This window comes from Pseudarthrobacter sp. C1 (genome assembly GCF_034720455.1).
In the GTDB taxonomy this organism is placed as follows: Bacteria; Actinomycetota; Actinomycetes; order Actinomycetales; family Micrococcaceae; genus Arthrobacter.
In genome coordinates this window covers 40,024-63,447 of the sequence record NZ_JAYESK010000003.1, presented here as the reverse complement: position 1 = coordinate 63,447, position 23,424 = coordinate 40,024, and the positions used below count along the sequence as shown (strand labels likewise).

Below are 23,424 nucleotides of genomic sequence, written 5' to 3'. Positions count from 1 at the left end.
TAGTCCGGCGGGCTGCGGGGCATTGCGGGCTGCGTTGACGCGGTAGCGTGGAGCCATGCCTTCAAGTTTTGCCGTCCTTCTGCGCGCCCGGCTCCAGCCGGCGGGGCGCGCCCGCCTGTTGCCGTGGTCCGGAGCCTTGGCAGGTGCGGCGGCCCTTGCCCTGGCCGGCTGCTCACCCGTGGTTTCCGTCGAGAACGCGGACGTCCCCCAGTGGCAGGCAACCGCGCTGCCCCCGGCGCCGGGCGCCGTCATCGAGGACGCCGGCAAGATCCTCAACCGGAACCGCATTATTAAGGAAGCCGCCGATGTTCCGGCAGGGCGCTACATCCTGACCGCAACGTGCGATGGCGGCGGCAAGGCCTTCTTCGCCGTATCACTTGATGGAGCGATGCTGGCGGACGCAGGAGCGGCGTGCAACGGCAGCCGGGAGACAACCAAAATCACCCTGCCCGAGGCCGGCACCCTGGAAATCAGCGCTTCCAGCGTGGACGCGCCCCTCATCTACGCGTACCGGCTGGAACCCGCCGGATAACGGTACCTTCGGCTCTGGCCCGCCGATGGCGGCGGGCATACAGTCTGACTATGCCCAGTGTGCGGATCGCCTCCGCGCCTTGTACCGTGCGGACGCCCCGCGTGCGCACAGCGCCGGTGCCGCTGGCCCGGAAGCCGGGCGCCGCCGTCGTCATTGCTGCGCTGGCCGCCGCGATGGTGCTGGGCGGCTGCGAGTATACGTACGACGACGGCCGCAGCCTTCCGGGGCCCGTCGAGGCAGAGCCGACGCGGCTTCCCGGGCCGGTGTTCACGCGCGACCCGCTGCAGAACGACCCCGTCAGCGAGGCTGAGCTTGGCGCTTGGGTAACCCGGACGCTGCCGGACACAGGGCAGCCGGTGGCCCACGCCAGGGCAGGGCTCATGGCAGCCGGGGAAATCCGGGCCGAGTCGACGCCCGTCCTGGGGACCGGCACGTACGCGCTGGCCCTGGCGTGCCGCAGCCAGCGGCGTGTGACGTTCACCGTCCGCAGCGAGTCGCTCACGCTGGTGGATCTGGGGCTCCGGTGCGGGATCAACCGGGAGAACGTTATTTATCTTTCCTCGGAGACAGCCCTCACCATCAGGGTGGAAGCCCGGACCGGCGCCAACTACGCCTACCGGCTGCGGCTTCTCTCGCCACCCGTTCCCTAGGCTGCGCACCCGTCGGGGCAGCGCAGGGTTTCCGGGCTGGATGCGCAGTCGGCGCAGTACAGGGTGAGGGTGCGGCAGCTGGGGTTTGTGCAGTTCTCGAACTTGCTGGTGGGCGCCGAGCAGCGGGTGCATTCGCCGATGGTCTTGGCGTCCTCGCTGAATTCCAGGTGCATGCGCTTGTCGAAGACGTAGAGCGAGCCTTCCCAGAGCCCCTGGTCCTTGAATGTTTCGCCGTAGCGGACAATGCCGCCGTCCAGCTGGTACACCTCCTTGAAACCCCGGTTCACCATGAGGCTGGACAGCACCTCGCAGCGGATGCCGCCGGTGCAGTAGGTGACCACGGGCTTGTCCTTGAGGTCGTCATACTTGCCGGACTCCAGCTCCTGGATGAAGTCGTGGGTGGTGGCGACATCGGGGACGATCGCGTCCTTGAAGCGGCCGATCCGGGCTTCGAAGGCATTCCGGCCGTCGAAGAAGACAACGTCCTCCCCGGCTTCCTTTTTGCTGTCCACCAGCTCGTGCAGTTCCTCCGGCTTGAGGTGCGTACCGCCGCCAACCACGCCGTTCTCGTCCACTTTGAGTTCCCCGGGCGCGCCGAAGGAGACAATCTCGTCCCGGACCTTGACGCTGAGCCGGGGGAAGTCCTCGGCACCGCCGTCGGACCATTTCACGTCGATGCCGCGGAAGCCCCTGTACTCGCGGGTGGTCTTCACGTACTGTTTGACCGCGCCGATCTCCCCGCCGACAGTCGCGTTGATGCCGTCCTTGGAGATCAGGATGCGTCCGGTCAGCCCGAGCTTCTCACACAGCGCGCGCTGCCATAGCCGTACCGCCTCGGGGTCCGCGATCGGGGTAAAGCCGTAAAAAAGCACAATTCGGTTCAAAGCCACGTATTTAAGGGTACCGGCACGGTCCGCGGCGACGGTGCCGGCCGGTCCGCTCCAGCTTCCGCGAAGGGTCCGTGGCGTTTTCGGCTCATCACGATTGCATAAGCTCTCTGCCACCCCCTGTTGCTTAAGATCGGGCTGGAATATTCTCATCCCATGACCCCGGAAACCATGGTTGAAGACATCACTGGCCTTCTTGAGGTGTGGGTGGCGGGCTGGGCCGGTTGCCGCGGCTACAGGACATCCACCGAGGGACGCTTTCCCGCCGTGCTGCGGGCGGATACCAGCGGCGAATGGGAATTCTTCGCGTCCGAGCCCACGGACGATGAGTTCGCGGCGCTGGCCGCCAAGACGGCCGAAGTTCCGGCCAGGGTCCTCACCATCCTGACCAATGACACAGCCCGCTACTCGGCGTTGGCCGCAAGGCACGGGCTGAATGTCACCTCTGACTCGCAGGCGATGATGATTGTGGACATGGAGACCCAGGACGCCGAGGATCCCTGGCTTTCCGACGACGAACTGACCTGGACCACGTCCGCGCAGAACGGCGTCCACTACGCAGAGGTCCGTTCCGGCGACACCCTGGCCGCCAGCGGACGGGTTTACGTGGTGGGCGACACCGCGGTGTTCGACAAGATCATCACGGAACCGGCCTTCCAGCGCCGGGGCCTGGGCAGTTTCATCATGCGTGCCCTTGCAGCCAAGGCCTTCGAGCACGACGTGCAGGAAGGGCTCCTGCTGGCCTCCGCGGACGGCCAAAAACTCTACTCCCACCTCGGCTGGACCACCGTGTCCCGGGTACTCATGCTGTCCGCTTCGCACGACGGCTCAGACCTTTCCCTCAGCTGAGCCTTACCGTTCCCCCCACACTGTTACCCCGACGGCGAACCGGGGCCCGCAAGTCCCTGCCGGGTGAAACAATGTTCGGGTGAACCCCCATGACTCCCTGATTCCCTTGCTGGGCCGCGGCCCGGAACCGGAGCAGCTGCGTCATGTCCGCACTATCCCGGCCCGTGAGGCCGAGTACGAGCCCTGGCCCGCGTGGGTGCATCCGGACCTGGTTGCGGCGTACGGGTCCCTGGGCATCCAGGAGCCCTACCGGCACCAGGTGGAAGCGGCCGGAATCGCCCACGCCGGCGAACACGTTGTGGTGGCCACCGGAACCGCATCGGGAAAGTCGCTCGCCTACCAGCTCCCCGCCCTGGACGCCATCCACCGTTCCGAACTGCGGGTCATGGCCGAGCCCGGGAAGATCCATGACGACGGCGCCGTGACGCTCTACCTGTCCCCCACGAAGGCCCTCGCCGCGGACCAGCTCAATGCCATCAGGGGCCTGGAACTGCCCACCGTGCGGGCGGAAACCTACGACGGGGACACCGACCCCGCCTCGCGCCGCTGGATCAGGGACCACGCCAACTTCATCCTTGCCAACCCGGACATGCTGCACTTTGGGATTCTTCCCAACCACGCCTGGTGGGCCGGGTTCTTCCGCCGCCTGCGCTACGTGGTCATTGACGAGGCCCACAGCTACCGGGGTGTCTTCGGTTCCCATGTGGCCAACCTGATGCGCCGGCTGCGCCGGATCTGCGCGTACTACGGTGCGGGCACGGCCTACCCGGAGCCGGTATTCATCGCCGCCTCCGCGACCGCTTCGGAGCCCGAGGTCTCCTTCGCCCGGCTGATCGGGGCTCCGGTGAGGGCAGTTTCCCGGGACGGCTCGCCGCACGGTGCCACCACGGTGGCTTTCTGGGAACCCGCCCTCACCGACGTTCGGGGCGAAAACGGCGCCAAGGAGCGGCGGACGGCTGTGGCTGAAACCGCAGACCTGCTGGCGAACCTGGTATCGGCCCAGGTCCGCACCATAGCGTTCATCAAATCCCGGCGCGGGGCGGAGTCCATCTCCTCCATCACCAAACGCCTCCTGGACGAGGTGGACCCCAGCCTGCCGCAGCGGGTGGCTGCATACCGTTCCGGGTACCTTCCCGAGGAACGCCGCGCCGTGGAAAAGGCGCTCCGTTCGGGGCGGCTCCTGGGTGTTTCGAGCACTTCCGCCCTGGAACTGGGGATCGACATTTCAGGACTGGACGCGGTCCTGGTGGCGGGCTGGCCGGGGACGCGCGCCTCCCTGTTCCAGCAGATCGGCCGGGCGGGCAGGGCCGGGCAGGACGCCATCGCGGCCTTTGTTGCCAGCGATGATCCCCTGGACACCTTCCTGGTGAACCATCCGGAAGCGATTTTCGACGTGTCCGTGGAAGCAACTGTCTTCGACCCCTCAAACCCCTATGTGCTGGGTCCACACCTGTGCGCCGCGGCAGCGGAACTTCCGCTTGGTCCTGCCGAACTCGACCTCTTCGGCAGCACGGCGGAGTCCCTCCTGGACCGGCTGGTGGCCCAGGGGTACCTGCGCCGGAGGCCCGCGGGCTGGTTCTGGACACACTCGCAGAGCGCGGCGGCCATGGTGAACCTGCGGGCCGACGGCGGCGGACCGGTGAGCATCGTGGATGCCGAAACCGGGTCCCTCCTTGGAACCATGGATTCCCCGCAGACCCACTACCAGGCCCACACCGGCGCTGTTTACATCCACCAGGGTGACAGTTACGTCGTGGAGGACCTGAATGAAGATGACCACTGCGTGATGGTGCGCCGCGCCAATCCCGATTACTACACCACCGCCCGGGACATTACCCAGATCGAGGTGCTGGAGACGCAGCGCACGGTGCAGTGGGGTGACGTTTCGGTGCACTTCGGTGATGTCAAAGTCACGACGCAAGTGGTGTCCTTTCAGCGCAAGGCCCTGATCTCCAACGAAATCCTTGGCGAGGAGCCGTTGGAACTGGGCGCCCGCGATCTCTTCACCAAGGCCGTCTGGTTCGTGGTGGACAACCGTTCCCTCACCGGGGCGGGGCTGATCGAAGCGCAGTTTCCCGGCGCCCTGCATGCCGCGGAGCATGCGGCCATCGGCCTGCTGCCCTTGGTGGCGTCAAGCGATCGGTGGGACATCGGCGGGGTATCCACGGCCCTGCACGCGGACACCGGGGTGCCCACCATCTTCGTGTATGACGGGCATCCCGGCGGCGCGGGTTTCGCCGAACGGGGTTTCGACAAGGCGAAGGTATGGCTCACGGCCACCCGGGACGCCATCAAGGCCTGCGAGTGCGATTCCGGCTGTCCCTCCTGCGTCCAGTCACCGAAATGCGGCAACAAGAACAACCCCCTGGACAAGGCTGCCGCGGTCTCCCTCCTCGACGTCCTGCTCAAGGACGCCACCGAGGGCAGCTCCCTGAGGATGGAAGCACAGCGCTGACGGTGCCGGCCGCTTGTCCGGGTCTGCCCGGCAGACATTCGGGAAGCCAACACAGGAGCCGCGCCTGCCGGCCACACCCGGGCAGGTGCGAGGTTCAGGGCGGCGGCCCCGCGCGGGAACGCCCGGTTGCTGCCCCGAACACGGTCCGTTCCATCAGCTCCGTCCTGACCTCGATCGTTTGCCCTGCACCCTCGGTGCAGCCAAGGACCGCAGCCCCCTGCCGGGCCGCAACCTGGAACGCTACGGTGCAGGGGTCCCCGTCAGTGACGCCGCGGAGGGCATCGGCCGCCGCAAGTGCCGCGAGGTCGGCAGCGGACGCGGCCCTGCTTGCCAGGACGGCCGACTGTGCCAGCAGCAGCATCAGCGCCATGGCCGTCATCACCACCAAGGCCAGGCCGGCCGCCAGGACCGTCCCGGACCCGCGCTCCCGGCCGCAGGCGGAAGCCTGCCGGCGCCGGCCTGAGTCTGCAGCACCTGCCCGGCGCGGCTGAACGATGCGAGTCCGTCCACAGGGCCCGGCACGCATCATCCGGCCGTCTCGGCGCGGGTGGAGGCCCGGGCAGTTAGCAGCCAGGGAATGGCCGAACCGAGCGGGCCGCCCACCCGGCCGGTGACGGTGACGTCCAGCCACTCGCCGTCGGCCGAAACCGCCGCCGACGCGGACCCGCCCGTCAGGGTATGGACGATTCTTTCCACAGCGGCTGAATCTTCGCCGCGGGCCAGGGCCCGGGCACCGGCGCGTGCTCCCTCCTCCAGCCGCAACTGGGTGACCCCGGCGGAGGCACCTGACAGCAGCATGGCCAGCAGCAGGAGGACCGCAGGCAGCGTGACGGCGAACTCGGCGGTCACAGCGCCGCACGATTCCTCCGGTCCGGGACCGACGTAGGGCCTGCCCGGCCCCTGGGGCCGGGAGCCGGCCTGCGGGGTGGGGCACGGACGAACGGGTGGAAGCACGGCCGGCGCGACGGTCATGGCAGGGCCAACGCCGTGCGGATCAGAGTCAGCAGGAAGCCACGGACCTCCTCGCTGCGGAGGATGAAGACCAGCAGCCCGGCAAAGCCCACGGCAGCGAGAGTGGCTATGGCGTACTCGGCGGTTGCCATTCCCGCCTCGGATCCCAGGAGCCGGAGACCCTGCCTGGGGCTGGTTGGCGCCTTCACGCCCGGGTACAGTTCTACGACGTTGGCCGGCAGGGAACCGTTTCCGGCCCCGCCCGTGTGGTGGCTGTTGCTGCGGTGTCCCCGGGAGGCGGAGCGGGCAGCGGCGAGCGCCGCTGTCCCGTCGGCGTAGTGGCGGCGGTGATGAGTGGGCATGTGGTTTTCCTTCCGTTGGGCCGGTGGTGTTGCCGGCTGTCTCGACTCTTCCGGGCCGTGCCGGAAGCGGTAAGCCCTGCCGACTCCTAAGTGGAAAAGCCGGGTGGTTCCGTGGTGTGGACCCCGCTGTGGAGGAGAAGAGTGCAGGAAAAGGCTCATGGCGCCCTAGCCCGAGGGCACCAGCGCAAGCAGCACCGGGACCACGCCCAGGCAGATGAAGGCCGGCAGGGAACACACGCCGAGCGGAACCACCAGCTTGACGCCCAGTGACGCCGCGCGTTTTTCTGCCGCCCGGAACCGCTCGCGGCGGAGCCGGGCAGCCTGGGCGTAAAGGATCGCGGACGACGGCGCGCCGGTCAGGGCCGCGAACCCCAGGGCGTCCCGCAGTTCCAGGACCTCCGGCAGGCGGACCGCACTGCTGCGCCAGGCGGTTTCCCAGTCGGCCCCGATAGCCAAGGCAGCCACGACCGGCCGGAGAGCGTCCCTGTACCTGTCGGAAGCGGAGTCCGACACCAGGTCCAGCGCACGGCCGATGCCCGACCCCGCATCCAGCATGGCGGCCACGAGCTCCAGCATCATGGCGGCGTCCGTCAGGCCCTCCCGTCCCCCGCGCGGCAGGGATCCTCCGGAGCCGGCGGGCGCGCCCCTCATCGGGGGGCTGCCGGACAGCGCCAGCAACCTCTTCCCCGGACTGCCCGTCCCGGCACACACCAGGGCGGCGGCCGCAGCAAGCACGAGGAAAAGAGCGAGCGCTGAAGGGGAAGGCCAGGTCATGTCACGCCAGCCCCCGCCGCCGCGGCCACCAGCCTGGCGGACCACAGCCTTCCGGCAGCTGTAAGGCCAATTCCGGCAGCAAGCGCTGCCAGTCCCCATGGCGTTCCCAGCAGGATGGCCAGCGGGTCCACGCCCAGCGCCATTCCCAGGCCCAACCCCAGCAGCGGCAGCCAGGTGAGGAGGCTTACGGTGGCCTTGGGTCCGGCCAGGGCGGTCTGCCGGGCGGCATCGGCGTCGTCCTCCGCTTCGAGCTGCGCGGCGAACCTGGTGAGCACGTCCGCAAGCGGACAGCCGCTTGCTTCCGCAACATCAAAGCACGCGGCAAGTTCCGCCCAGATGCGGGATTCCCGATCCCGCCGGGGAAAGGCGGAGGGCAGCGACCGGCGGATGGCGTCCGAGACCGGAGTTCCACCGGCCGCCGCCGCGCGTGCCGATCCCAGCATGGCGCTGGAGCCCGTTGGGAGGCCATCGCTGCGGGAATCCGAGGAGCCGTAAACCAACCAGATCTCCTCCCAAAGCCGGGCCGGTGTCCGCCCGCCTTTGAGCAGGGCGGCAAGTTGCTGCACAACGACGGTCATGGGCGCCGCAGACTGTTTGCCTCCCTTCCCGGCCCTGCGCCTGCTCAGCGGAAGGATCCCTGCCCTGAGGGCACGTAATGCCGGGGCCGGACCGGGTTTTCCTGCAGGGCCGGCATTTCCTGCACGGCGCAGCCTGGCGGCAGCGCCGTGCGGCGGACGGGCAAGCAGCACTGCGGCCAGCCCCAAAACCATGACAAGAAGGGGGATCATTGCAGCTCTCCCAGGCCCAGCCCCAGCCGTTCGGCCAGGACCGGCCACGCCGGGCCTGTGCCCACCGGGCCTTCACCACCTTCCCAGGCAGGCAGAACCGTCAGGCCGTCCGGCCCGTCTCCCACCAGGCCAACGCACGTCACTTTCCGGGACTGTTGCGTGCGCTCGACGTGGATGATGACGTCCAGGGCGCTCGCTGCCTGGAGCCGCACGCCGTCGGGGTTCAGTCCCGCCAGGGCACCGAGAGCTGTGAGCCGGGCTGGAACGGCAGTGGCCGTATTGGCGTGGATGGTTCCGCCCCCGCCGCTGTGGCCGGTGTTCATGGCAGTCAGCAGCTCCCGCACTTCGGCGCCCCGGCATTCACCCACCACCAGCCTGTCCGGACGCATGCGCAAGGCCTGCCGGACCAGGTCCCCCAGGTCCACCGCGCCGCCACCTTCCAGGTTTCCGTGGCGGGATTCAAGGGAGACGATGTGCGGATGCGCCGGATTCAGTTCCGATGCATCCTCGATCAGGACCAACCGCTCCGAGGGAGGGCACAGCCCGAGCAGGGTGGAAAGCAGGGTGGTCTTTCCGGACCCGGTGGCACCGCTGATAAGGAAGCTCAGCCTGCGCTCCACCACCCGTTCCAGGACACGCTGCAGTCCGGAACTGAACATTCCGCCGGCGCGGAGCTCATCCATGGTGAAGACCCGTTCGCGCCGGATCCTGATGCTCAGCAGCGTTCCCGCCGTGGAGACGGGCGGCAGCACGGCATGGACGCGGTAGCCGCCGGCCAGCCTCACGTCAACGCAGGGTGAGCCGTCATCCAGCCGCCGGCCGCCGGCGGCCACCAGCCGGCAGGCCAATGCCCGCAGCTGGACTTCATGGTCGAAGGCCACCGCTACGCGCTCCATCCCGCGGCCCCTGTCAACCCAGACGGAGTCCGGGGCATTCACGAAGATATCCGTCACCGCGGGGTCGCGGGTGAGGTTTTGGAGAGGTCCCAGCCCGTTGAGCTCGGCGCTGATCCGCTCCACCGCCGCCAATGATCCGGCGGTGCCCAGCAGTTTGCCGGTGGCCTGCACTGCCGCCGCCACCCGGGAGGGTGTCACAGCCGCCGCGTCCGCCATCATGGACTCCCGCACCGATTCGAGCAGCCCCACATCTACGGCGTCCCGGACGGCCGGACGGCGTTCGCGCCGCCGCCCCTCGCCGGAAGCATGCCCGCCGGATCTGCGTTCCCCAATGCGCCGTTCCCCGATGCTGCGTTCACCTGAGCCTGGCGGCTGCCTCACCCGAGATCCCCCGCAGGCAGGCCGTCTCCGAGGAGATCCAGCACGGAGGCAGCGAATTGCCTGACGCTTCGCCGCTTGCCCAGATCAAGGAGCCGGCCCGACTCCATGGCCGCCGGGACGCCCCGCAGCTCGGGCACGCGCCCTTGGACGGGAAGGCCGATGGCTTCGGCAAGAAGGGCGCCGTCCAGCGCCGCACCGTGCTTGCCCCGAACCAGGAGGGAAGCCTCCACCGGAGGGAATTCCTGAAGCAGCCGCACCGCCGCGACGGCAGCCTTCAGCTGCGCCGGAACCACCACGGTGATGAGGTCGCAGTCCCAGGCGAACGTGTGGATCGGCTCCGCTCCCCGGCCGATGTCCACCACCACCAGCTCATACCCACGGCGGGCGGCATCAAGGACGCCCGCCGAGGTGGCGGCGGCAACAGTCACAGGCTGCTCACGGCTGGCGGGCCAGGAGAGGAACGAAAAGCCTCCTGCAACGGGCAGGGAATCCGCAAGCTGGACCGGATCGATGCTGCCCCTGGCCTCGGAGAGGTCGGGCCAGCGCAGCCCGGGGTTTTCTTCGGCGGCGAGGGCGAGCTCCAGCCCGCCGCCCCATGGGTCACCGTCCACCAGGAGCACCCGGGCTCCCAGTCCGGCGGCAGCCTGGGCAATCCAGATGGCTGCGGTAGTGGCACCCGCGCCGCCGCAGCCGCCGGCCACGCCCAGGATGAGGCCGCCGGGGCCCGGCGAACGCGACCTGCTGAGATGGTCCGCAAGCCAGGCGGCGGCGTCGGGCAGCACAGCCACCCGCTCTGCACCGAGGACCGCGGCCAGGTGCCACAGGCTGTCGCCTTCACCGTCAAGGCCCACCAGGACTGCCGGTGCCCGTCGCCGGGGAGGCAGTTCGCGGATGTCGCTGCCCACCAGGACTGCCGCCGCCCCGTCCCAATGCCTGCCCGCCCCGGCGGCATCGGCTGCCGTGCGCAGCTGTGCTCCGGCTGCCGCAACGATCCGCTCCACCTCGGCCCGGAGGACAGCGGACGAGGTCACCAGCAGTACCTCGCCGCCGCTGTCCGGCAGCCAGGCTTCCCCGGCTCCTCCCGGGGCGTGCACCGGGAGGGCTGCCCGTAATGGCTGACCAGCCTCTGCTGCAAGGCTGGAGCCGGCGGGGCCCGGTTCAGGGTGGGACGGAATCAGCTGATGCCTGCTCATGGACCCACTTTCCACCGCCGAAAGATGGCGGGTAAGGGCGCCGGGGCCGTATGTGGAAAAGCAGGGCGCGCCACGCGCGCAGCCGCCGGCCCCAGAGCCGGCAAGCCCGGAAACAAGGCAGAATGGGGACCATGTACCTGCTGCTCGCCGCCCACCCCCACGGCGCGGCACTGCAGGAACTCACGCAGGCGGGAGCCCCGCTGCCGTCCACCCCGGAACCAAGGCTCATCAGCACGGGCGACCTCGCCGCCGTCGTACGTGAACTGGAACACCGCCGGCCGAACGGGCAGCCGCCCCGCTGGATCTGGCACCGCACCCAGGATTGGTACCCTGCCCTGCTGGCAGCCGGCGTCGAACTGGAGCGGTGCCATGACCTAAGCCTGTGCGCGAACATCCTGGCCTTTTCCCGGTTCACCGCCGACACGGAATACGCACGGAACGCGGACAGGATCGCCGTCGAGGACCCGCTGCTGCCTCCCAAAGCGTTGCAGCCGCCGCCTCCCCCGGCGGACCAGGGTGCCCTGTTCGAGGATCCCGGGACCGGGCCCCTCACTGGCCGTACTCCCGAAGAGCTGCGGGCCGAATACGCCGCCCAACAGGCGGCCCTGGCCTCGGTCGGCCATGAGGAGAACCGGCGGAACCGGCTGCAGCTCCTCCTCGCAGCAGAATCCGCCGGTGCCATGATCGCCGCCGAGATGCAGCATGCCGGCGTACCGTGGCGGGAAGACCTGCACGAACAGATCCTCGCCGGGCACCTTGGCCCCCGCCCGCCCCTGGGCCACCGCCCCGCGAAACTTGAGGCGCTGAACCAGGAGCTTCGCCGGCTCCTGAATTCGCCCACGCTGAATCCCGATTCCCCGCAGGACCTGATGCGTGCCCTGCACCGGAACGGGATCGAGGTCAAAAGCACCCGCAAATGGGAGCTGAGGGAATCCAGCCACCCGGCCATCGAACCGCTGCTGGCCTACAAGCAGTTGTCTCGCCTGCACACGGCCAACGGATGGGCCTGGCTCGACGCCTGGGTGGCCGGCGGCAGGTTCCGCCCCGAATACGTGGTGGGCGGCGTGGTTTCCGGCCGCTGGGCCTCCCGCGGCGGCGGTGCGCTCCAGATTCCGCGCCAGATCCGCGGCGCTGTCCATGCCGATCCCGGCTACAAGCTGATCGTCGCGGATGCCTCACAGCTGGAACCTCGCGTGCTGGCGGCCCTGGCCCGGGACTCGTCCATGGCCGAGGCTGCCCGCGACCAGGACCTCTACGCGGGCATCGCCGCCAAGGGATTCGGCGGGGACCGGGCAAAGGCAAAGATGGCGCTGCTGGGCGCAATGTACGGCGCAACCTCCGGCGAGGCCGGCCGGCTCATGCCGCAGCTGGCGAAGACTTATCCGCGGGCCGTGGACTTTGTGGAGCAGGCTGCGCGGGCGGGCGAGTCCGGCGGCACGGTGACCACGAGGCTGGGCCGGAGCAGCCCTCCGCCGTCCGGGCGATGGTTCCAGAGCCAACGGTCGGCCAGCGCCGAGGAGCAGCGCCGCGCCGAATCGATCGCCCGCTCCCGGGGACGCTTCACCCGCAACTTTGTTGTCCAGGGCTCGGCCGCTGACTGGGCGGCCTGCTGGCTGGCGGAATTACGACGGCGGCTGCGCACCCTCCGGAAGGACCGCCACCTTGACGCCGAGCTTGTCTTCTTCCTGCATGACGAGGTGATGGTCCACGCCCCCGTGGAGGCAGTGGACGCCTGCATCGCGGCGATCGAGGACGCGGCCAGCGCCGCGAGGGAGCTCCTGTTCGGTCCCATCCCCGTTGAGTTCCCGGTCAGCGTTGCAGTGGTTGACTCCTACGACCATGCGAAATAGCCGCCCGTCCGCGGCAATTGGGGCGTTTGGCAGCCTGCCGACCCGCAAAGTAACCTACCCGGCGGTAGCTCGACCGGCCCCCGTGACCAGCGTTACAGTTCATAGCGGCGACTGAGGCAGACCGGTCAAAAGCTGATGCAACGACGCACAGGGGAGGTCCCGGCTTATGGCGGGCAGGTTCGAAATTCATCGGGTAGGCGACGAGTCCTACCGACTGCGGCTCACTGATGCAGAGGGCAACACTGTTGCCGTCTCACCCAAGTTCAAGTCCCTCAACTCGCTGCTTGAGGGCATCAAGGCAGTCCGGGAGAACGCCGCCACCGGCATCGTGGTGGATCTCCGCCAGCAGCAGGCCTGACGCTAGACGCCCATGCGGTGGAGCCGGCTCCGGTCCCACGGAACGGCCCAACCCAGCTGTTCGAACAGCCCGTTCAGGACAATTCCGGTAAATCCCCAAACCACCACGCCGTTCACTGTGAAGGCGGGGCTGTCGAAGCTGCGCCCGGCGCGGTGGACGGTTGCCATCACGCGGTTGTCCGGGTCCAGCAGGTCACGGACGGGGACGCGGAACACCTGGGCTGACTCGGCATAGTCCACCACCCTGACGGGCGTTGGCGAACGCCACCAGGCCAGCACCGGGGTAACCAGGAAATTGCTGTGGGCAAGGCCCAGTTCCTGAAGGGATCCCAGAACTTCCACGCCGTCCGAGTCGAGGCCGGTTTCTTCCTCTGCTTCCCGCAATGCCGCCTGAACCGGCGTTTCCCTGGCGTCAAGGGCGCCGCCAGGGAACGCCACCTGCCCGGGATGGGACCCTAAAGTATGGGCGCGTTCGAGCAGGAGGACGTCAAGATCGGCCGGCGCCAGTGGCTTGTTGGAAGCTGCGGGGACGTCATCAAGGGCCCCGAAGAGCATCAGGACGGCCGCCCTCCGCGCCCGGGACTTGTCCACCGTCAGGGCGGCCCAGAGGGGATCCGGCGCCGCATCGGCACCGGACTCCGCCCGGCGCACCAGTTCGAGGAGGTCTTCGCGCGCGCTCACGGTGTCCTCTGCTGGGATTCCATCCGGATTTCGGCGGCGCGGTGGGTCTCGGCCAAAAGCTGCTCCAGCAGTGCCTCGCTGCCGGGAGCGAGCTCGTACTTCAGCAGCTTCGCAGCCTTCGCGGGATCCGTTTCGCCCAGCCCGAAGCTGGGGCACCACGTGGCCACGGGGCAGGCCCCGCAGGCCGGCTTCCGCGCGTGGCACACCCGCCGCCCGTGGAAGATCACCCGGTGGGACAGCATGGTCCAGTCCTTCCGGTCGAACAGCTCGGCCACGTCCCGTTCGATCTGCACGGGGTCGTCGGACTGCGTCCAGCCAAAGCGGTTGGCGAGCCGGGCGAAGTGGGTGTCCACCGAGATGCCGGGGATGCCGAAGCCGTTCCCCAGCACCACGTTTGCCGTCTTGCGGCCCACGCCCGGCAGGGTGACCAGGTCCTCCAGCCGCCCCGGTACAACGCCGTTGTACTCGTCCACAAGGCGGGTGCAGAGCGCAATGACGTTCCTGGCCTTGGCCCGGAAGAACCCCGTGGGTTTCAGGATCGTTTCCAGGTCGCCGGGATCCGCCTCGGCCAGGGTCCGGGCGTCCGGGTAGCGCGCGAACAGCACCCGGGTGACCTGGTTGACCGTCACGTCAGTGGTCTGGGCGGAAAGGACCGTGGCCACGAGCAGTTCGAACGGGTTGCGGAAGTCGAGCTCGGCGTGGGCGTATGGATACTTCTCGGCCAACGCCCTGTTGATCCGCCGTGCCCGCCGTTTCAGCGCCAGCACCGATTCGGAAGAGACCACCGGCATCCCGGCAGCCTGGCTGGCGAGTGCCTTGATTCCGCCGGCCTTCGAGGCCCCGGGCCCGGCCACAGGCGTCAGCCGCGCTCGATGTTGCTGAGGTCCCGCAGGACGCCCAGGCGCCCGTCAGTGTGCTGCACCAGGAACTCGTGGCCGCGGTCCTCAAGGGCCAGCACCCAGCCGCCCGGTTCAATAACGAACGCCGGCGCGCCGGTTTGGGGGTCATAGGCAGTGCGGTGCTGTGCCACGGCAAACCAGAAGGCCTCGTGGATGGGGTGTTCTTCCGATTCGTCGGGCCGGCTGGCCGGATCAACCGTGGCGCCGATGGGCTGCTCGATCCGGACCTGCTGGTGCACTGCGGTGGCGGCCGGCGGCTCCCAGCCCGCCTGCCCGCCCTGGACCGGGGAGGCAGCACCCTGGCCGGACGGGGCAGCCGGCGGGGCGCCGCCGTCGTGAACCGGAGCAGGAGTGGAAGAAGGACGGACGACGTCGGCGGGCTGGGTTGCGGGCCCCGGGTCGCCTGCTGGAGTCCACTCGGAGACCTCGGGGGCAGTGGAAACAGGCGATGCCCCGGTAGGGATGGCAGCGGTGGCAGGGGCATGGACTGCCGTGGGCTGCGGGGCGGGGCCAGACTGCCCTGCTGACACCGGCCGCTCCGGCGAACCGTGCTGTTCCGGCGAACCGGCCTTGCCGATTGAACCGGGCCGGACAGCTGATGATCCTGCACCGGCACCGCCGAACAGCCCTCCGCCCGAGAACAGCTTCGAGCCCGGCTTCGACTCTTTCGAACCGGTGGCGGACTCGTCCTTCGGCATCTTGGGAGCGCGGGGTTTCTGGACGGGAACAACCGCATCCCGGGCCACCACGTGGGCCGGCACTTCGGCCCTGCCCTGGAAGTCACCGGAGACGTAGGGCAGGAAGCGGCCCAGCACCGTTGCGGCGAACAGGACCAGCGAGCCGATCAGGCCCACAAGGAGGCTCGGCACGTAGGCGCCGGCCACGGAGATGAAGAAGAACGCCACGGCAAAGGAGGCAACCACTGACGCGAACTGGTCAATGGACAGGGAGCCAATCCGGAGCTTCGTGGCGGGCGCCAGCCTGCGCGCGGCGAAAAGCGCGCTCACGATCAGGGGCAGGACGATGCCCAGCCCCAGGAAGAACAGGTTGTTGAGGTTCCACAGGTTGTACCGTGCGCCGAAGATTGGCAGCAGGGAGGCAACGAAAAGGACGAGCGTGCCGGCGAAGACGGCCAGGTCCCGGATGGTGAACGGACCCAGCACTGCCTCGTTGGCGTTCGGAGCCTTGCCTCCCTTGGAGGCGGTGCCCGCGGTGGCCTGGGACCCTGGCCCGTCGGCTGTTCCGGCGCTGTGGCCGGAACCTGCCGTGTCGGGGCCGGTCTTCTGGCCGAAGCCTTGCTGGTTCATTCTGCTCTCCTTAGCGTGGCGGCACCGGGGCCTGCATGGTCCCGAAATCGTGCCGTCTTGACAGCGGTTCCGGTGTTGCCAGGCCCTTGCGTTGCCTGGCCGAAGCGGACCGAAGTGAAGTCACAATTCCATCTCAGCCTAGTCAAGAGCCCAGCTGATCACTAGCTGGCCGCAGCCTGCGGCGGGCCGGAAAGGCCGGCCCGCAAACCATTCACCGCTTAATAAATGCCGTTCACGGGCTCTCGTGTGACACCGCACACATCAGCGGCAGGCCAAGCATTAGTCTTGATTCCGGAACAGCTCTTTGCGGAATGTCCGTGACCAGCCGGTGCCCGACGTCGTGCAGGCGGCGGAGCCCGGACGTCGGCGGACATCCCGCCCAGCAAAGATCGATGAATGATGAGGTTCACATGTCCCAGGACACTTCAAGCGCCGTTGCACCCGCTGCCGCAGGCGCAGGGCAGCAGGTTACCCACGGGAGCGATGAGCAGGGCGACGCCTTCGAAAACCTGCTGCATGAGACCCGCGCCTTTCCGCCCACGCCGGAGTTCGCTGCCGGCGCCGTGGTCACCGCGGCGGAGTATGAGGAGGCGGGCAACGACCATCCCGCTTTTTGGGCGAAGAAGGCCCGTGAGCTGCTGACCTGGAGCAAGGACTTTGACCAGCCCCTGGACTGGTCCAACCCGCCGTTCGCCAAGTGGTTTGTGGGCGGGGAGGTCAACGCCGCGTACAACGCGCTGGACCGGCACGTTGAGAACGGCCTGGGCGACAGGGTTGCCATCCACTTCGAAGGCGAGCCCGGGGACACCAGCACCTACACCTATGCCCAGCTCACCGAAGAGGTGAAAAAGGCCGCCAACGCCTTCGAGTCCCTCGGCGTCACCAAGGGCGACCGGGTTGCCGTCTACCTGCCGATGATCCCCGAGGCCGTCATCACGCTGCTGGCCTGCGCCCGCATCGGCGCGGTGCACTCCGTGGTGTTCGGGGGCTTCTCCGCGGACGCCCTGCGCTCCCGGATCGACGACGCCGAAGCCAAGCTCGTGGTCACCGCGGACGGCACCTACCGCCGCGGCAAGCCCAGCGCACTGAAACCCGCCGTCGATGAGGCTCTCGCGAAGGATAACCACACCGTGCAGAACGTGGTGGTAGTCAAGCGCAACGGCCAGGACGTGGACTGGACCGAGGGCCGGGACCACTGGTGGGCCGACACCGTCGGGGCCGCCTCGAACCAGCACACCGCCGTCGGACATGATTCCGAGCACCCGCTGTTCATCCTGTACACCTCCGGCACCACCGGAAAGCCCAAGGGCATCCTGCACACCACCGGCGGGTACCTCACCCAGACCGCCTACACGCACCGTGCCGTGTTCGACCTGCACCCCGAGACGGACGTGTACTGGTGCACGGCCGACGTCGGCTGGGTCACCGGCCACTCCTACGTCGCCTACGCCCCGCTCATCAACGGCGCCACCCAGGTGATGTACGAAGGCACTCCGGACTCCCCGCACCAGGGCCGCTGGTGGGAGATCGTGGAGAAGTACAAGGTCTCCATCCTCTACACCGCCCCCACCGCAATCCGCACGTTCATGAAGTGGGGCCGGGAGATCCCGGACAAGTACGACCTCTCCTCCCTGCGCGTCCTCGGCTCCGTGGGCGAACCCATCAACCCCGAGGCATGGATGTGGTACCGGAAGGTCATCGGCGGGGACAAGGCCCCCATCGTGGACACCTGGTGGCAGACCGAGACCGGCGCCCAGATGATCGCACCCCTCCCCGGGGTCACGGCCACCAAACCGGGCTCGGCGCAGGTGCCGCTGCCCGGCATCGCCGTGGACGTCGTGGACGAGATGGGCGAATCCGTGCCCAACGGCCACGGCGGGTTCCTCGTGATCCGCGAACCCTGGCCGGCCATGCTCCGCGGTATCTGGGGCGACCCGGAACGCTTCAAGGACACCTACTGGTCCCGCTTCGAGACCATGTACTTCGCCGGGGACGGCGCCAAGAAGGACGAGGACGGCGACATCTGGCTCCTGGGCCGGGTGGATGACGTCATGAACGTCTCCGGGCACCGCCTCTCCACCACGGAAATCGAGTCCGCGCTCGTCTCGCACCCGGCCGTGGCCGAGGCCGCCGTCGTGGGCGCTGCGGACGAGACCACCGGCCAGGCCGTCGTCGCATTCGTCATCCTCCGCGGCGATGCCGTGGATTCCGGCGACGCCATCGTCCAGGAACTCCGGAACCACGTCGGCAAGGAAATCGGCCCCATCGCCAAACCGAAGGCCATCCTGGTGGTCCCGGAACTGCCCAAGACACGCTCCGGGAAGATCATGCGGCGCCTGCTCAAGGACGTCGCCGAAGGCCGCGATCCCGGAGACGCCACCACCCTCTCGGACCCCACCATCATGCAGCAGATCGCGGCATCCCTCAGGAAATAGGTAGAGCATCAACGCACGACGGCGGCGCCCGGCTCACAGCCCGGCGTCGCCGTCGTCGTATGCTGGGACCAGCCCCACCGCCTAGTGAAGGATTCCTACGATGCTCGCCGTCGCCCGCCACCAGGCTATTTTGGACGCTCTCCAGCGGGAGCGGGTTGTCCGGGTGTCAGACCTGGCCCAGCAACTGGGCGTGTCCCTGATGACGGTCCGCCGCGACATCGAGGTGCTGGAGGAGGGCGGCCGGCTGGAGCGGATCCATGGCGGCGCGAAGATCCCGGGCGACACCAGCACCCACGAGCCCGGATTCGACCTCAAGTCCACGCAGCTGACGGCGGAGAAGCGCGCCATCGCGGTGGAGGCGGCAACCCAGGTCCACGAAGGCATGGCCGTGGGGCTCAGCGCAGGAACCACCACCTGGGCCCTGGCCAGGGAACTGGTCAACGGACCGCAGATCACGGTGGTCACCAACTCGGTACGCATTGCGGACCTTTTCCATCACGCCGCTTCGGCCGGCTCCGCCCGGTACAGCTCCACCGTGATCCTGATTGGGGGCGAGCGCACGCCGTCGGACGCGCTGGTGGGACCCATCGCCACCGCTGCACTGAAACAGCTGCACCTGGACGTGCTGTTCCTTGGTGTGCACGGGATGGATGCCGACGCCGGTTTTACCACCCCAAACCTGCTCGAGGCCGAGACGGACCGTGCCTTCGTGGCGGCCGCGCGCAAAACCGTGGTGCTGGCGGACCACACCAAGTGGGGCCTGCTCGGCATCAGTTCCATTGCGGCGCTGGACGACGTGGATGAGGTCATCAGCGATTCCGGGCTAGGGCCGGAAGCGCAGCGCCTCATCAGTGACAGGACCATGCTCCGGGTAGTACCGGCCTAAGCCGCGCTCAGGCTGAGCCGCGCCACATAATCGCGGTTTCCAGGATCCGCGGCGGACTGGGCTGGCCGCTGAGCTGCGCAAGCACCAGTTCGGCGGCGGCGCTTCCCAGGAGATCGGCCGGCTGGCGCACAGTCGACAGCTGGGGCCTGCACCTTAGGGCCCAGCTGCTGTCGTCGAAGCCCACGATGCCAACGTCTTCAGGCACCTGGCGCCCGGCCTCCTGAAGTGCCGTCATCGCTCCCGCGGCCACAGCATCCGAGGCGGCGAAGACGCCGTCGATATCGGGAGCACGGCGGAGCAGTTCCTGCATCCCTTCCAGGCCCGCTGCGTACGTATACAGCGGGTACTCCACCACCATCCGGGGGTCGAAGCGCCCGCCCATTGCCGCACGGAAGCCGGCAAGGCGGTCCTGGCCGGAGTCCCGGTCCAGGGCGCTGGCAATCATGCCCACCCGCTGTCGCCCCGTATCCAGCAGCCTGCTGGTGATGCTTCGCGCTGCCGCGACATTGTCGATGGCAGCGTACGGGAGCTCCGGATTACCGTCAGGATGGCCCACAAAAGCAGCGGGCAGTCCGATGTCGGCGACGGCGGTCGCGATGGGGTCCGAGGCGCGGGCAGAAATGATGACCGCGCCGTCAACGAGGCCTCCGCGCAGGTAATCCGCCACCCGGCGGCTGTCGCGGTCTGAATCGATGATCAGCGATACCAGCTGATAGTCAGCCTTGGACAGCACCTCGTTGGCCCCGAGCAGGATTGAGCCGATATTCGGGTCCTCAAAAAGCAGCGAATGCGGCTCGTGGATGATCAGGCCTATTGCCCGGGACTCCTGCTTGACCAGGTTCCGTGCCGCACTGTTGCGGACATAACCCACGCGAGCGATGGCTTCTTCCACCGCCTGCCGGGCCTCGTCAGAGACGTATTTTTCCCCGTTGACGACCCTCGAAACGGTACCCCTTGAGAGCCCGGCAGCGTCCGCCACATCGTTGATGGTGGCGCGGCGGGCACGGGTGCGTGTCAGGGACATATCTGTACTGTAGCGGAGCAAACGGACGGTGCAGCTTCCGCCCGCCCGTTGACATGCCAGCAGGGCGAAGATATTCTGTGAACGTTCCCAGATAACCCGCATCACACTTTGGCGCGCATCCCTGGGAACGTTCACAGAAATTCGACAACAGCGTCCAATGCCGCAGGGTCTCTCCCCGGCTTGCACGTCTGCTGCAAGTTGAAGGAGCAGGGTTGAGCCCCACCAGAACGCCCGTCAAGGCACTGTCCGGCAGCGGAAAGCTTGTCTACGGCTGCGATTACAACCCCGAACAGTGGGACAGCGCCATCTGGCGGGAAGACGTCCGGCTGATGAAGCAGGCGGGGGTCAACCTTGTCGCAGTAAACATTTTCGGCTGGGCGGAACTGGAATCACTCCCGGGGGAATACTCGTTTGAACGCCTGGACGAGATCCTGGACCTCCTCCATGCGAACAACATCGGGGTCAACCTCGGAACAGGCACGTCATCCACCCCGGCCTGGCTCACCACCCTGTACCCCGGGATTCTTCCCCAGTCGGCGTCCGGGACCCGCGCCTGGCCGGGCGGCCGCCAGGCCTGGTGTCCCAGTTCCCCGCAGTACAGGGAACACGCCCTCAGGCTCGTGGGCGAAACCGTCCGCCGCTACGGCGCCCACCCTGCTGTCCGCTTGTGGCATGTCTCCAATGAGCTTGGTTGCCATAACGCCCTCTGCTACTGCGACGTCTCCGCAGGCGCCTTCCGTAGCTGGCTTCAGGCGCGGTACGGCACTTTGGATGCGCTCAACAAAGCCTGGGGCACCACGTTCTGGTCCCAACGGTATTCGAGCTGGGAGCAGATCCTTCCGCCCAGGACCACCGTCTCCACGAACAACCCCACCCAGGTTCTCGACTTCCACCGCTTCAGCTCCGATGAACTGCTTGGCTACTACCAGGCCGAAGCTGAAGTCCTCCGGCAGCACAGCACCGTTCCCGTCACCACCAACTTCATGGTCACGGCCCACATCCGCAACCTGGATTACTGGTCCTGGGCACCCCATATGGACGTGATCGCCAATGACCATTATTTGGACCACCGGCTTGATGCTCCCGCAACCGAACTGGCCTTCGCTGCCGACGCAACCCGGGGGCTTGCCCAGGGCCGGCCATGGCTACTGATGGAACACTCCACCTCGGCCGTGAACTGGCAGCCACGCAACATCGCCAAAGGCCCTGGCGAGATGCTCCGCAATTCCCTCGCCCACCTTGCAAGGGGAGCCGACGGGCTCTGCTTTTTCCAGTGGCGGGCCTCAGTGCAAGGCAGTGAAAAATTCCATTCGGCGATGCTTCCCCATGCGGGAACGGACTCGCGTATTTGGCGGGAGGTCCTGGAACTGGGCAGCATTTTGGAGACGCTTGCGGAGGTCGCCGGGACCACGGTGAAGGCCGAGGCCGCCCTGGTGTTCAGCTGGGAAGCGTGGTGGGCCTACGACCAGGAGTCACACCCGTCATCGGATGTTCGGTACCTCGACCAGGTCCATGCCATGTACGCCGCTTTCTGGGAGGCAGGCATCACCGTTGACGTCGTTGCCCCCGGCGCGGATCTTTCCAGGTACAAGCTGGCCGTCGTTCCCGGCCTGTACCTTGTGCGGGAAAAGGACTCCGCCGCGCTGGCCGAATACGTCGCGAACGGGGGTACTGCCCTTGTGACCTACTTCAGCGGCATCGTGGATGAAAACGAGAAGGTGCTTGCCGGCGGCTATCCGGGGGCCTTCCGGACCATGCTTGGCATTCGTTCCGAGGAGTTCTACCCCCTGCCGCCCGGACGGACCCTGGCTTTGAGTAACGGTTCCACCGCCTCGCTCTGGAGTGAAGCGATGCGCCTCGAAGGCGCCGAGGCGCAGCTGACCTTCACCGAGGGGCACCTGTCCGGCACCGCGGCCGTCACGCGCAACCGCCATGGCGCCGGCAACGCCTGGTACCTCGGCACCGTCCTTGATCCTGCCTCGTTGCGCGACGTCGTCACCGGGGCTGCCGGCGAGGCGGGGATCAACGTCCTGGGCTCCCCCACCGGCCTTGAAGTCGTGGTCCGCTCCGGCGCCGACCATAGCTACGTCTTCCTCATCAACCACTCCGACGAGGACCACAAGTACGCCGCCCACGGCCACGAACTGATTGTGGGCGAGGACGTGTCCCATGCCGTCGTTGTTCCCGCGGGCGCCGTGCGCGTCGTCCGCACCTCCGATCCTGCTCCACAAACCGCTGGCCCCAGCGCCAGCCAAAAGGATGATGAAAGTGACTAGACCAAGCACCGCTCCGGCAGCGGCCCTGGGGACGCCGAAGACCCGGAAAGCCAAAACCACCGGCGCCCAGCGCCGCGCCGTCTTCCTGTTCATTGCGCCGTTCGGCGTCCTCTTCCTCGCTTTCTACGCCGTACCCATCATCTTCGCGGTGGTGCAGTCCCTGCTGACTGTTGAACGCAAAGGGACCTTCGGCCCTCCCCGGCAGGTCTTCGGCGGACTCGTCCAGTACCAGCAGGTGTTCCAGAACACCGAATTCTGGGAGTCGGTTGGACGGGTGCTCCTTTTCGGAGTGGTCCAGGTGCCAATCATGCTGGGCCTGGCCCTGCTGTTTGCCCTGCTGCTCGATTCGCCCCTCCTCAAGGGCAAGAAGTTCTTCCGGCTCGCATTCTTCGCCCCTTACGCAGTTCCCGGCGTCATCGCCGCCATCATGTGGGGGTTTCTGTACTCGCCGTCGCTGTCCCCCTTTGAAGCCGTCACTTCAGAGGTGAACTTCCTCTCCGCAGAACTGGTCCTGTGGGCGATCGCCAACATCGTCACCTGGGTGTACGTCGGCTACAACATGCTGATCATCTACTCGTCCCTGCTGGCCATCCCGACTGAAATATACGAGGCGGCCCGGCTCGACGGCGCCAGCAACCTGCAGATTGCCTGGCGGATCAAAATCCCGCTGGTGGTCCCGGCCATTATCCTCACCGGCGTGTTCTCCATCATCGGCACCCTCCAGCTGCTCGCGGAACCACAGACGCTGCGGAGCTTCAGCTCGGCGATCAGCAGCACATTCACGCCGAACCTCGCGGTGTACACAACAGCGTCCGTCCCCAACTACAACCTCGCCGCAGCATTCTCGGTGGTGCTGGCGCTGGCAACATTCGTTCTTTCCTTCGTCTTCCTCAAGGCAACCCAACGGAAGGTCTCCCAGTGAGTGCAGCAACGGTCACGGCAGCAGGACCCAAGTCCACCCACGGGGCGGCCAATGCCCGCGGGCCCCGTC

The 23,424-nt window shown here is 67.7% G+C and carries 22 protein-coding genes; 10 read left to right on the top strand and 12 right to left on the bottom strand.

The features are described from left to right. Window positions 1-55: 55 nt before the first annotated feature. Window positions 56-532: a hypothetical protein gene (locus U7114_RS05465; RefSeq protein ID WP_323056717.1), complete on the top strand. Its 477-nt coding sequence runs from the start codon at window positions 56-58 to the stop codon at window positions 530-532. Window positions 533-582: 50 nt separating this feature from the next. After that, on the top strand, window positions 583-1,182 hold the full coding sequence (locus U7114_RS05460; protein WP_157241152.1) for a hypothetical protein: 600 nt from the start codon (window positions 583-585) through the stop codon (window positions 1,180-1,182). Here U7114_RS05460 and U7114_RS05455 read toward each other — a convergent pair. Then, window positions 1,179-2,072, bottom strand: a complete 894-nt coding sequence (locus tag U7114_RS05455; RefSeq protein ID WP_321214380.1) for a rhodanese-related sulfurtransferase — start codon at window positions 2,070-2,072, stop codon at window positions 1,179-1,181. The two genes, U7114_RS05460 and U7114_RS05455, sit on opposite strands and share 4 nt — an antisense overlap. A gap of 153 nt (window positions 2,073-2,225) precedes the next feature. Here U7114_RS05455 and U7114_RS05450 point away from each other — a divergent pair, with 153 nt between their 5' ends. Together U7114_RS05450 and U7114_RS05445 are read left to right on the top strand one after the other, a co-directional pair. Then, window positions 2,226-2,918 carry a GNAT family N-acetyltransferase gene (locus tag U7114_RS05450; RefSeq protein ID WP_157241150.1) on the top strand — a complete coding sequence of 231 codons (693 nt, stop codon included), beginning with the start codon at window positions 2,226-2,228 and terminating at the stop codon, window positions 2,916-2,918. 79 nt (window positions 2,919-2,997) lie between these two features. Next, window positions 2,998-5,373 carry a DEAD/DEAH box helicase gene (locus U7114_RS05445; RefSeq protein ID WP_321214382.1) on the top strand — a complete coding sequence of 792 codons (2,376 nt, stop codon included), beginning with the start codon at window positions 2,998-3,000 and terminating at the stop codon, window positions 5,371-5,373. 94 nt (window positions 5,374-5,467) lie between these two features. Here U7114_RS05445 and U7114_RS05440 read toward each other — a convergent pair whose 3' ends face one another. From U7114_RS05440 to ssd, 7 genes are all read right to left on the bottom strand, one after another. Continuing rightward, a complete protein-coding gene (locus U7114_RS05440) occupies window positions 5,468-5,902 on the bottom strand; it encodes an Rv3654c family TadE-like protein (RefSeq protein WP_321214384.1) in 435 nt (144 codons plus the stop codon). Continuing rightward, window positions 5,899-6,222, bottom strand: a complete 324-nt coding sequence (locus U7114_RS05435) for a TadE family type IV pilus minor pilin (RefSeq protein ID WP_321214386.1) — start codon at window positions 6,220-6,222, stop codon at window positions 5,899-5,901. Before U7114_RS05435 ends, U7114_RS05440 begins: the two co-directional genes overlap by 4 nt. Before the next feature lie 119 nt (window positions 6,223-6,341). After that, window positions 6,342-6,686 (bottom strand): DUF4244 domain-containing protein, encoded by a 345-nt coding sequence (locus tag U7114_RS05430; protein ID WP_321214387.1) that lies wholly within the window; start codon window positions 6,684-6,686, stop codon window positions 6,342-6,344. A gap of 165 nt (window positions 6,687-6,851) precedes the next feature. Then, window positions 6,852-7,460 carry a type II secretion system F family protein gene (locus U7114_RS05425; protein WP_321214388.1) on the bottom strand — a complete coding sequence of 203 codons (609 nt, stop codon included), beginning with the start codon at window positions 7,458-7,460 and terminating at the stop codon, window positions 6,852-6,854. After that, on the bottom strand, window positions 7,457-8,248 hold the full coding sequence (locus U7114_RS05420; protein ID WP_323056716.1) for a hypothetical protein: 792 nt from the start codon (window positions 8,246-8,248) through the stop codon (window positions 7,457-7,459). Before U7114_RS05420 ends, U7114_RS05425 begins: the two co-directional genes overlap by 4 nt. Further along, a complete protein-coding gene (locus U7114_RS05415) occupies window positions 8,245-9,393 on the bottom strand; it encodes a TadA family conjugal transfer-associated ATPase (protein WP_323056998.1) in 1,149 nt (382 codons plus the stop codon). Before U7114_RS05415 ends, U7114_RS05420 begins: the two co-directional genes overlap by 4 nt. Window positions 9,394-9,521: 128 nt before the next feature. Further along, entirely contained in the window at window positions 9,522-10,586 is a 1,065-nt protein-coding gene (gene ssd, locus U7114_RS05410; protein WP_323056997.1) for a septum site-determining protein Ssd, read from the bottom strand. A 263-nt stretch (window positions 10,587-10,849) separates the two neighbouring features. On the opposite strand from ssd, the gene U7114_RS05405 reads away from it, so the two are divergent. Further along, window positions 10,850-12,568, top strand: coding sequence for a bifunctional 3'-5' exonuclease/DNA polymerase (locus tag U7114_RS05405; protein WP_323056715.1), 1,719 nt, complete (start codon window positions 10,850-10,852; stop codon window positions 12,566-12,568). A 166-nt stretch (window positions 12,569-12,734) separates the two neighbouring features. Further along, window positions 12,735-12,926, top strand: a complete 192-nt coding sequence (locus U7114_RS05400; protein ID WP_157241136.1) for a YegP family protein — start codon at window positions 12,735-12,737, stop codon at window positions 12,924-12,926. A gap of 2 nt (window positions 12,927-12,928) precedes the next feature. Here the strand turns inward: U7114_RS05400 and U7114_RS05395 are convergent, their stop codons facing one another. The 3 genes from U7114_RS05395 to U7114_RS05385 all read right to left on the bottom strand — a co-directional run bounded on the left by U7114_RS05395 (window position 12,929) and on the right by U7114_RS05385 (window position 15,812). Next, entirely contained in the window at window positions 12,929-13,606 is a 678-nt protein-coding gene (locus U7114_RS05395) for an NUDIX hydrolase (RefSeq protein ID WP_323056714.1), read from the bottom strand. Then, window positions 13,603-14,397, bottom strand: a complete 795-nt coding sequence (gene nth, locus U7114_RS05390; protein WP_323056996.1) for an endonuclease III — start codon at window positions 14,395-14,397, stop codon at window positions 13,603-13,605. Before nth ends, U7114_RS05395 begins: the two co-directional genes overlap by 4 nt. A 68-nt stretch (window positions 14,398-14,465) precedes the next feature. Beyond that, complete coding sequence (locus tag U7114_RS05385) at window positions 14,466-15,812, bottom strand: hypothetical protein (RefSeq protein ID WP_323056713.1); 1,347 nt, start codon at window positions 15,810-15,812, stop codon at window positions 14,466-14,468. A gap of 410 nt (window positions 15,813-16,222) precedes the next feature. Here U7114_RS05385 and acs point away from each other — a divergent pair, with 410 nt between their 5' ends. Together acs and U7114_RS05375 are read left to right on the top strand one after the other, a co-directional pair. After that, window positions 16,223-18,247 carry an acetate--CoA ligase gene (gene acs, locus U7114_RS05380; RefSeq protein ID WP_323056712.1) on the top strand — a complete coding sequence of 675 codons (2,025 nt, stop codon included), beginning with the start codon at window positions 16,223-16,225 and terminating at the stop codon, window positions 18,245-18,247. Between the two features lie 100 nt (window positions 18,248-18,347). Beyond that, window positions 18,348-19,133 (top strand): DeoR/GlpR family DNA-binding transcription regulator, encoded by a 786-nt coding sequence (locus tag U7114_RS05375; protein ID WP_157241130.1) that lies wholly within the window; start codon window positions 18,348-18,350, stop codon window positions 19,131-19,133. A 7-nt stretch (window positions 19,134-19,140) separates the two neighbouring features. Here the strand turns inward: U7114_RS05375 and U7114_RS05370 are convergent, their stop codons facing one another. After that, window positions 19,141-20,157 carry a LacI family DNA-binding transcriptional regulator gene (locus U7114_RS05370; RefSeq protein WP_323056711.1) on the bottom strand — a complete coding sequence of 339 codons (1,017 nt, stop codon included), beginning with the start codon at window positions 20,155-20,157 and terminating at the stop codon, window positions 19,141-19,143. Window positions 20,158-20,369: 212 nt separating this feature from the next. Between U7114_RS05370 and U7114_RS05365 the strand changes: the two genes are divergently transcribed. Further along, complete coding sequence (locus U7114_RS05365) at window positions 20,370-22,433, top strand: beta-galactosidase (protein WP_323056710.1); 2,064 nt, start codon at window positions 20,370-20,372, stop codon at window positions 22,431-22,433. Beyond that, a complete protein-coding gene (locus U7114_RS05360; RefSeq protein WP_157241124.1) occupies window positions 22,420-23,355 on the top strand; it encodes a carbohydrate ABC transporter permease in 936 nt (311 codons plus the stop codon). Before U7114_RS05365 ends, U7114_RS05360 begins: the two co-directional genes overlap by 14 nt. Window positions 23,356-23,424: the final 69 nt, after the last annotated feature.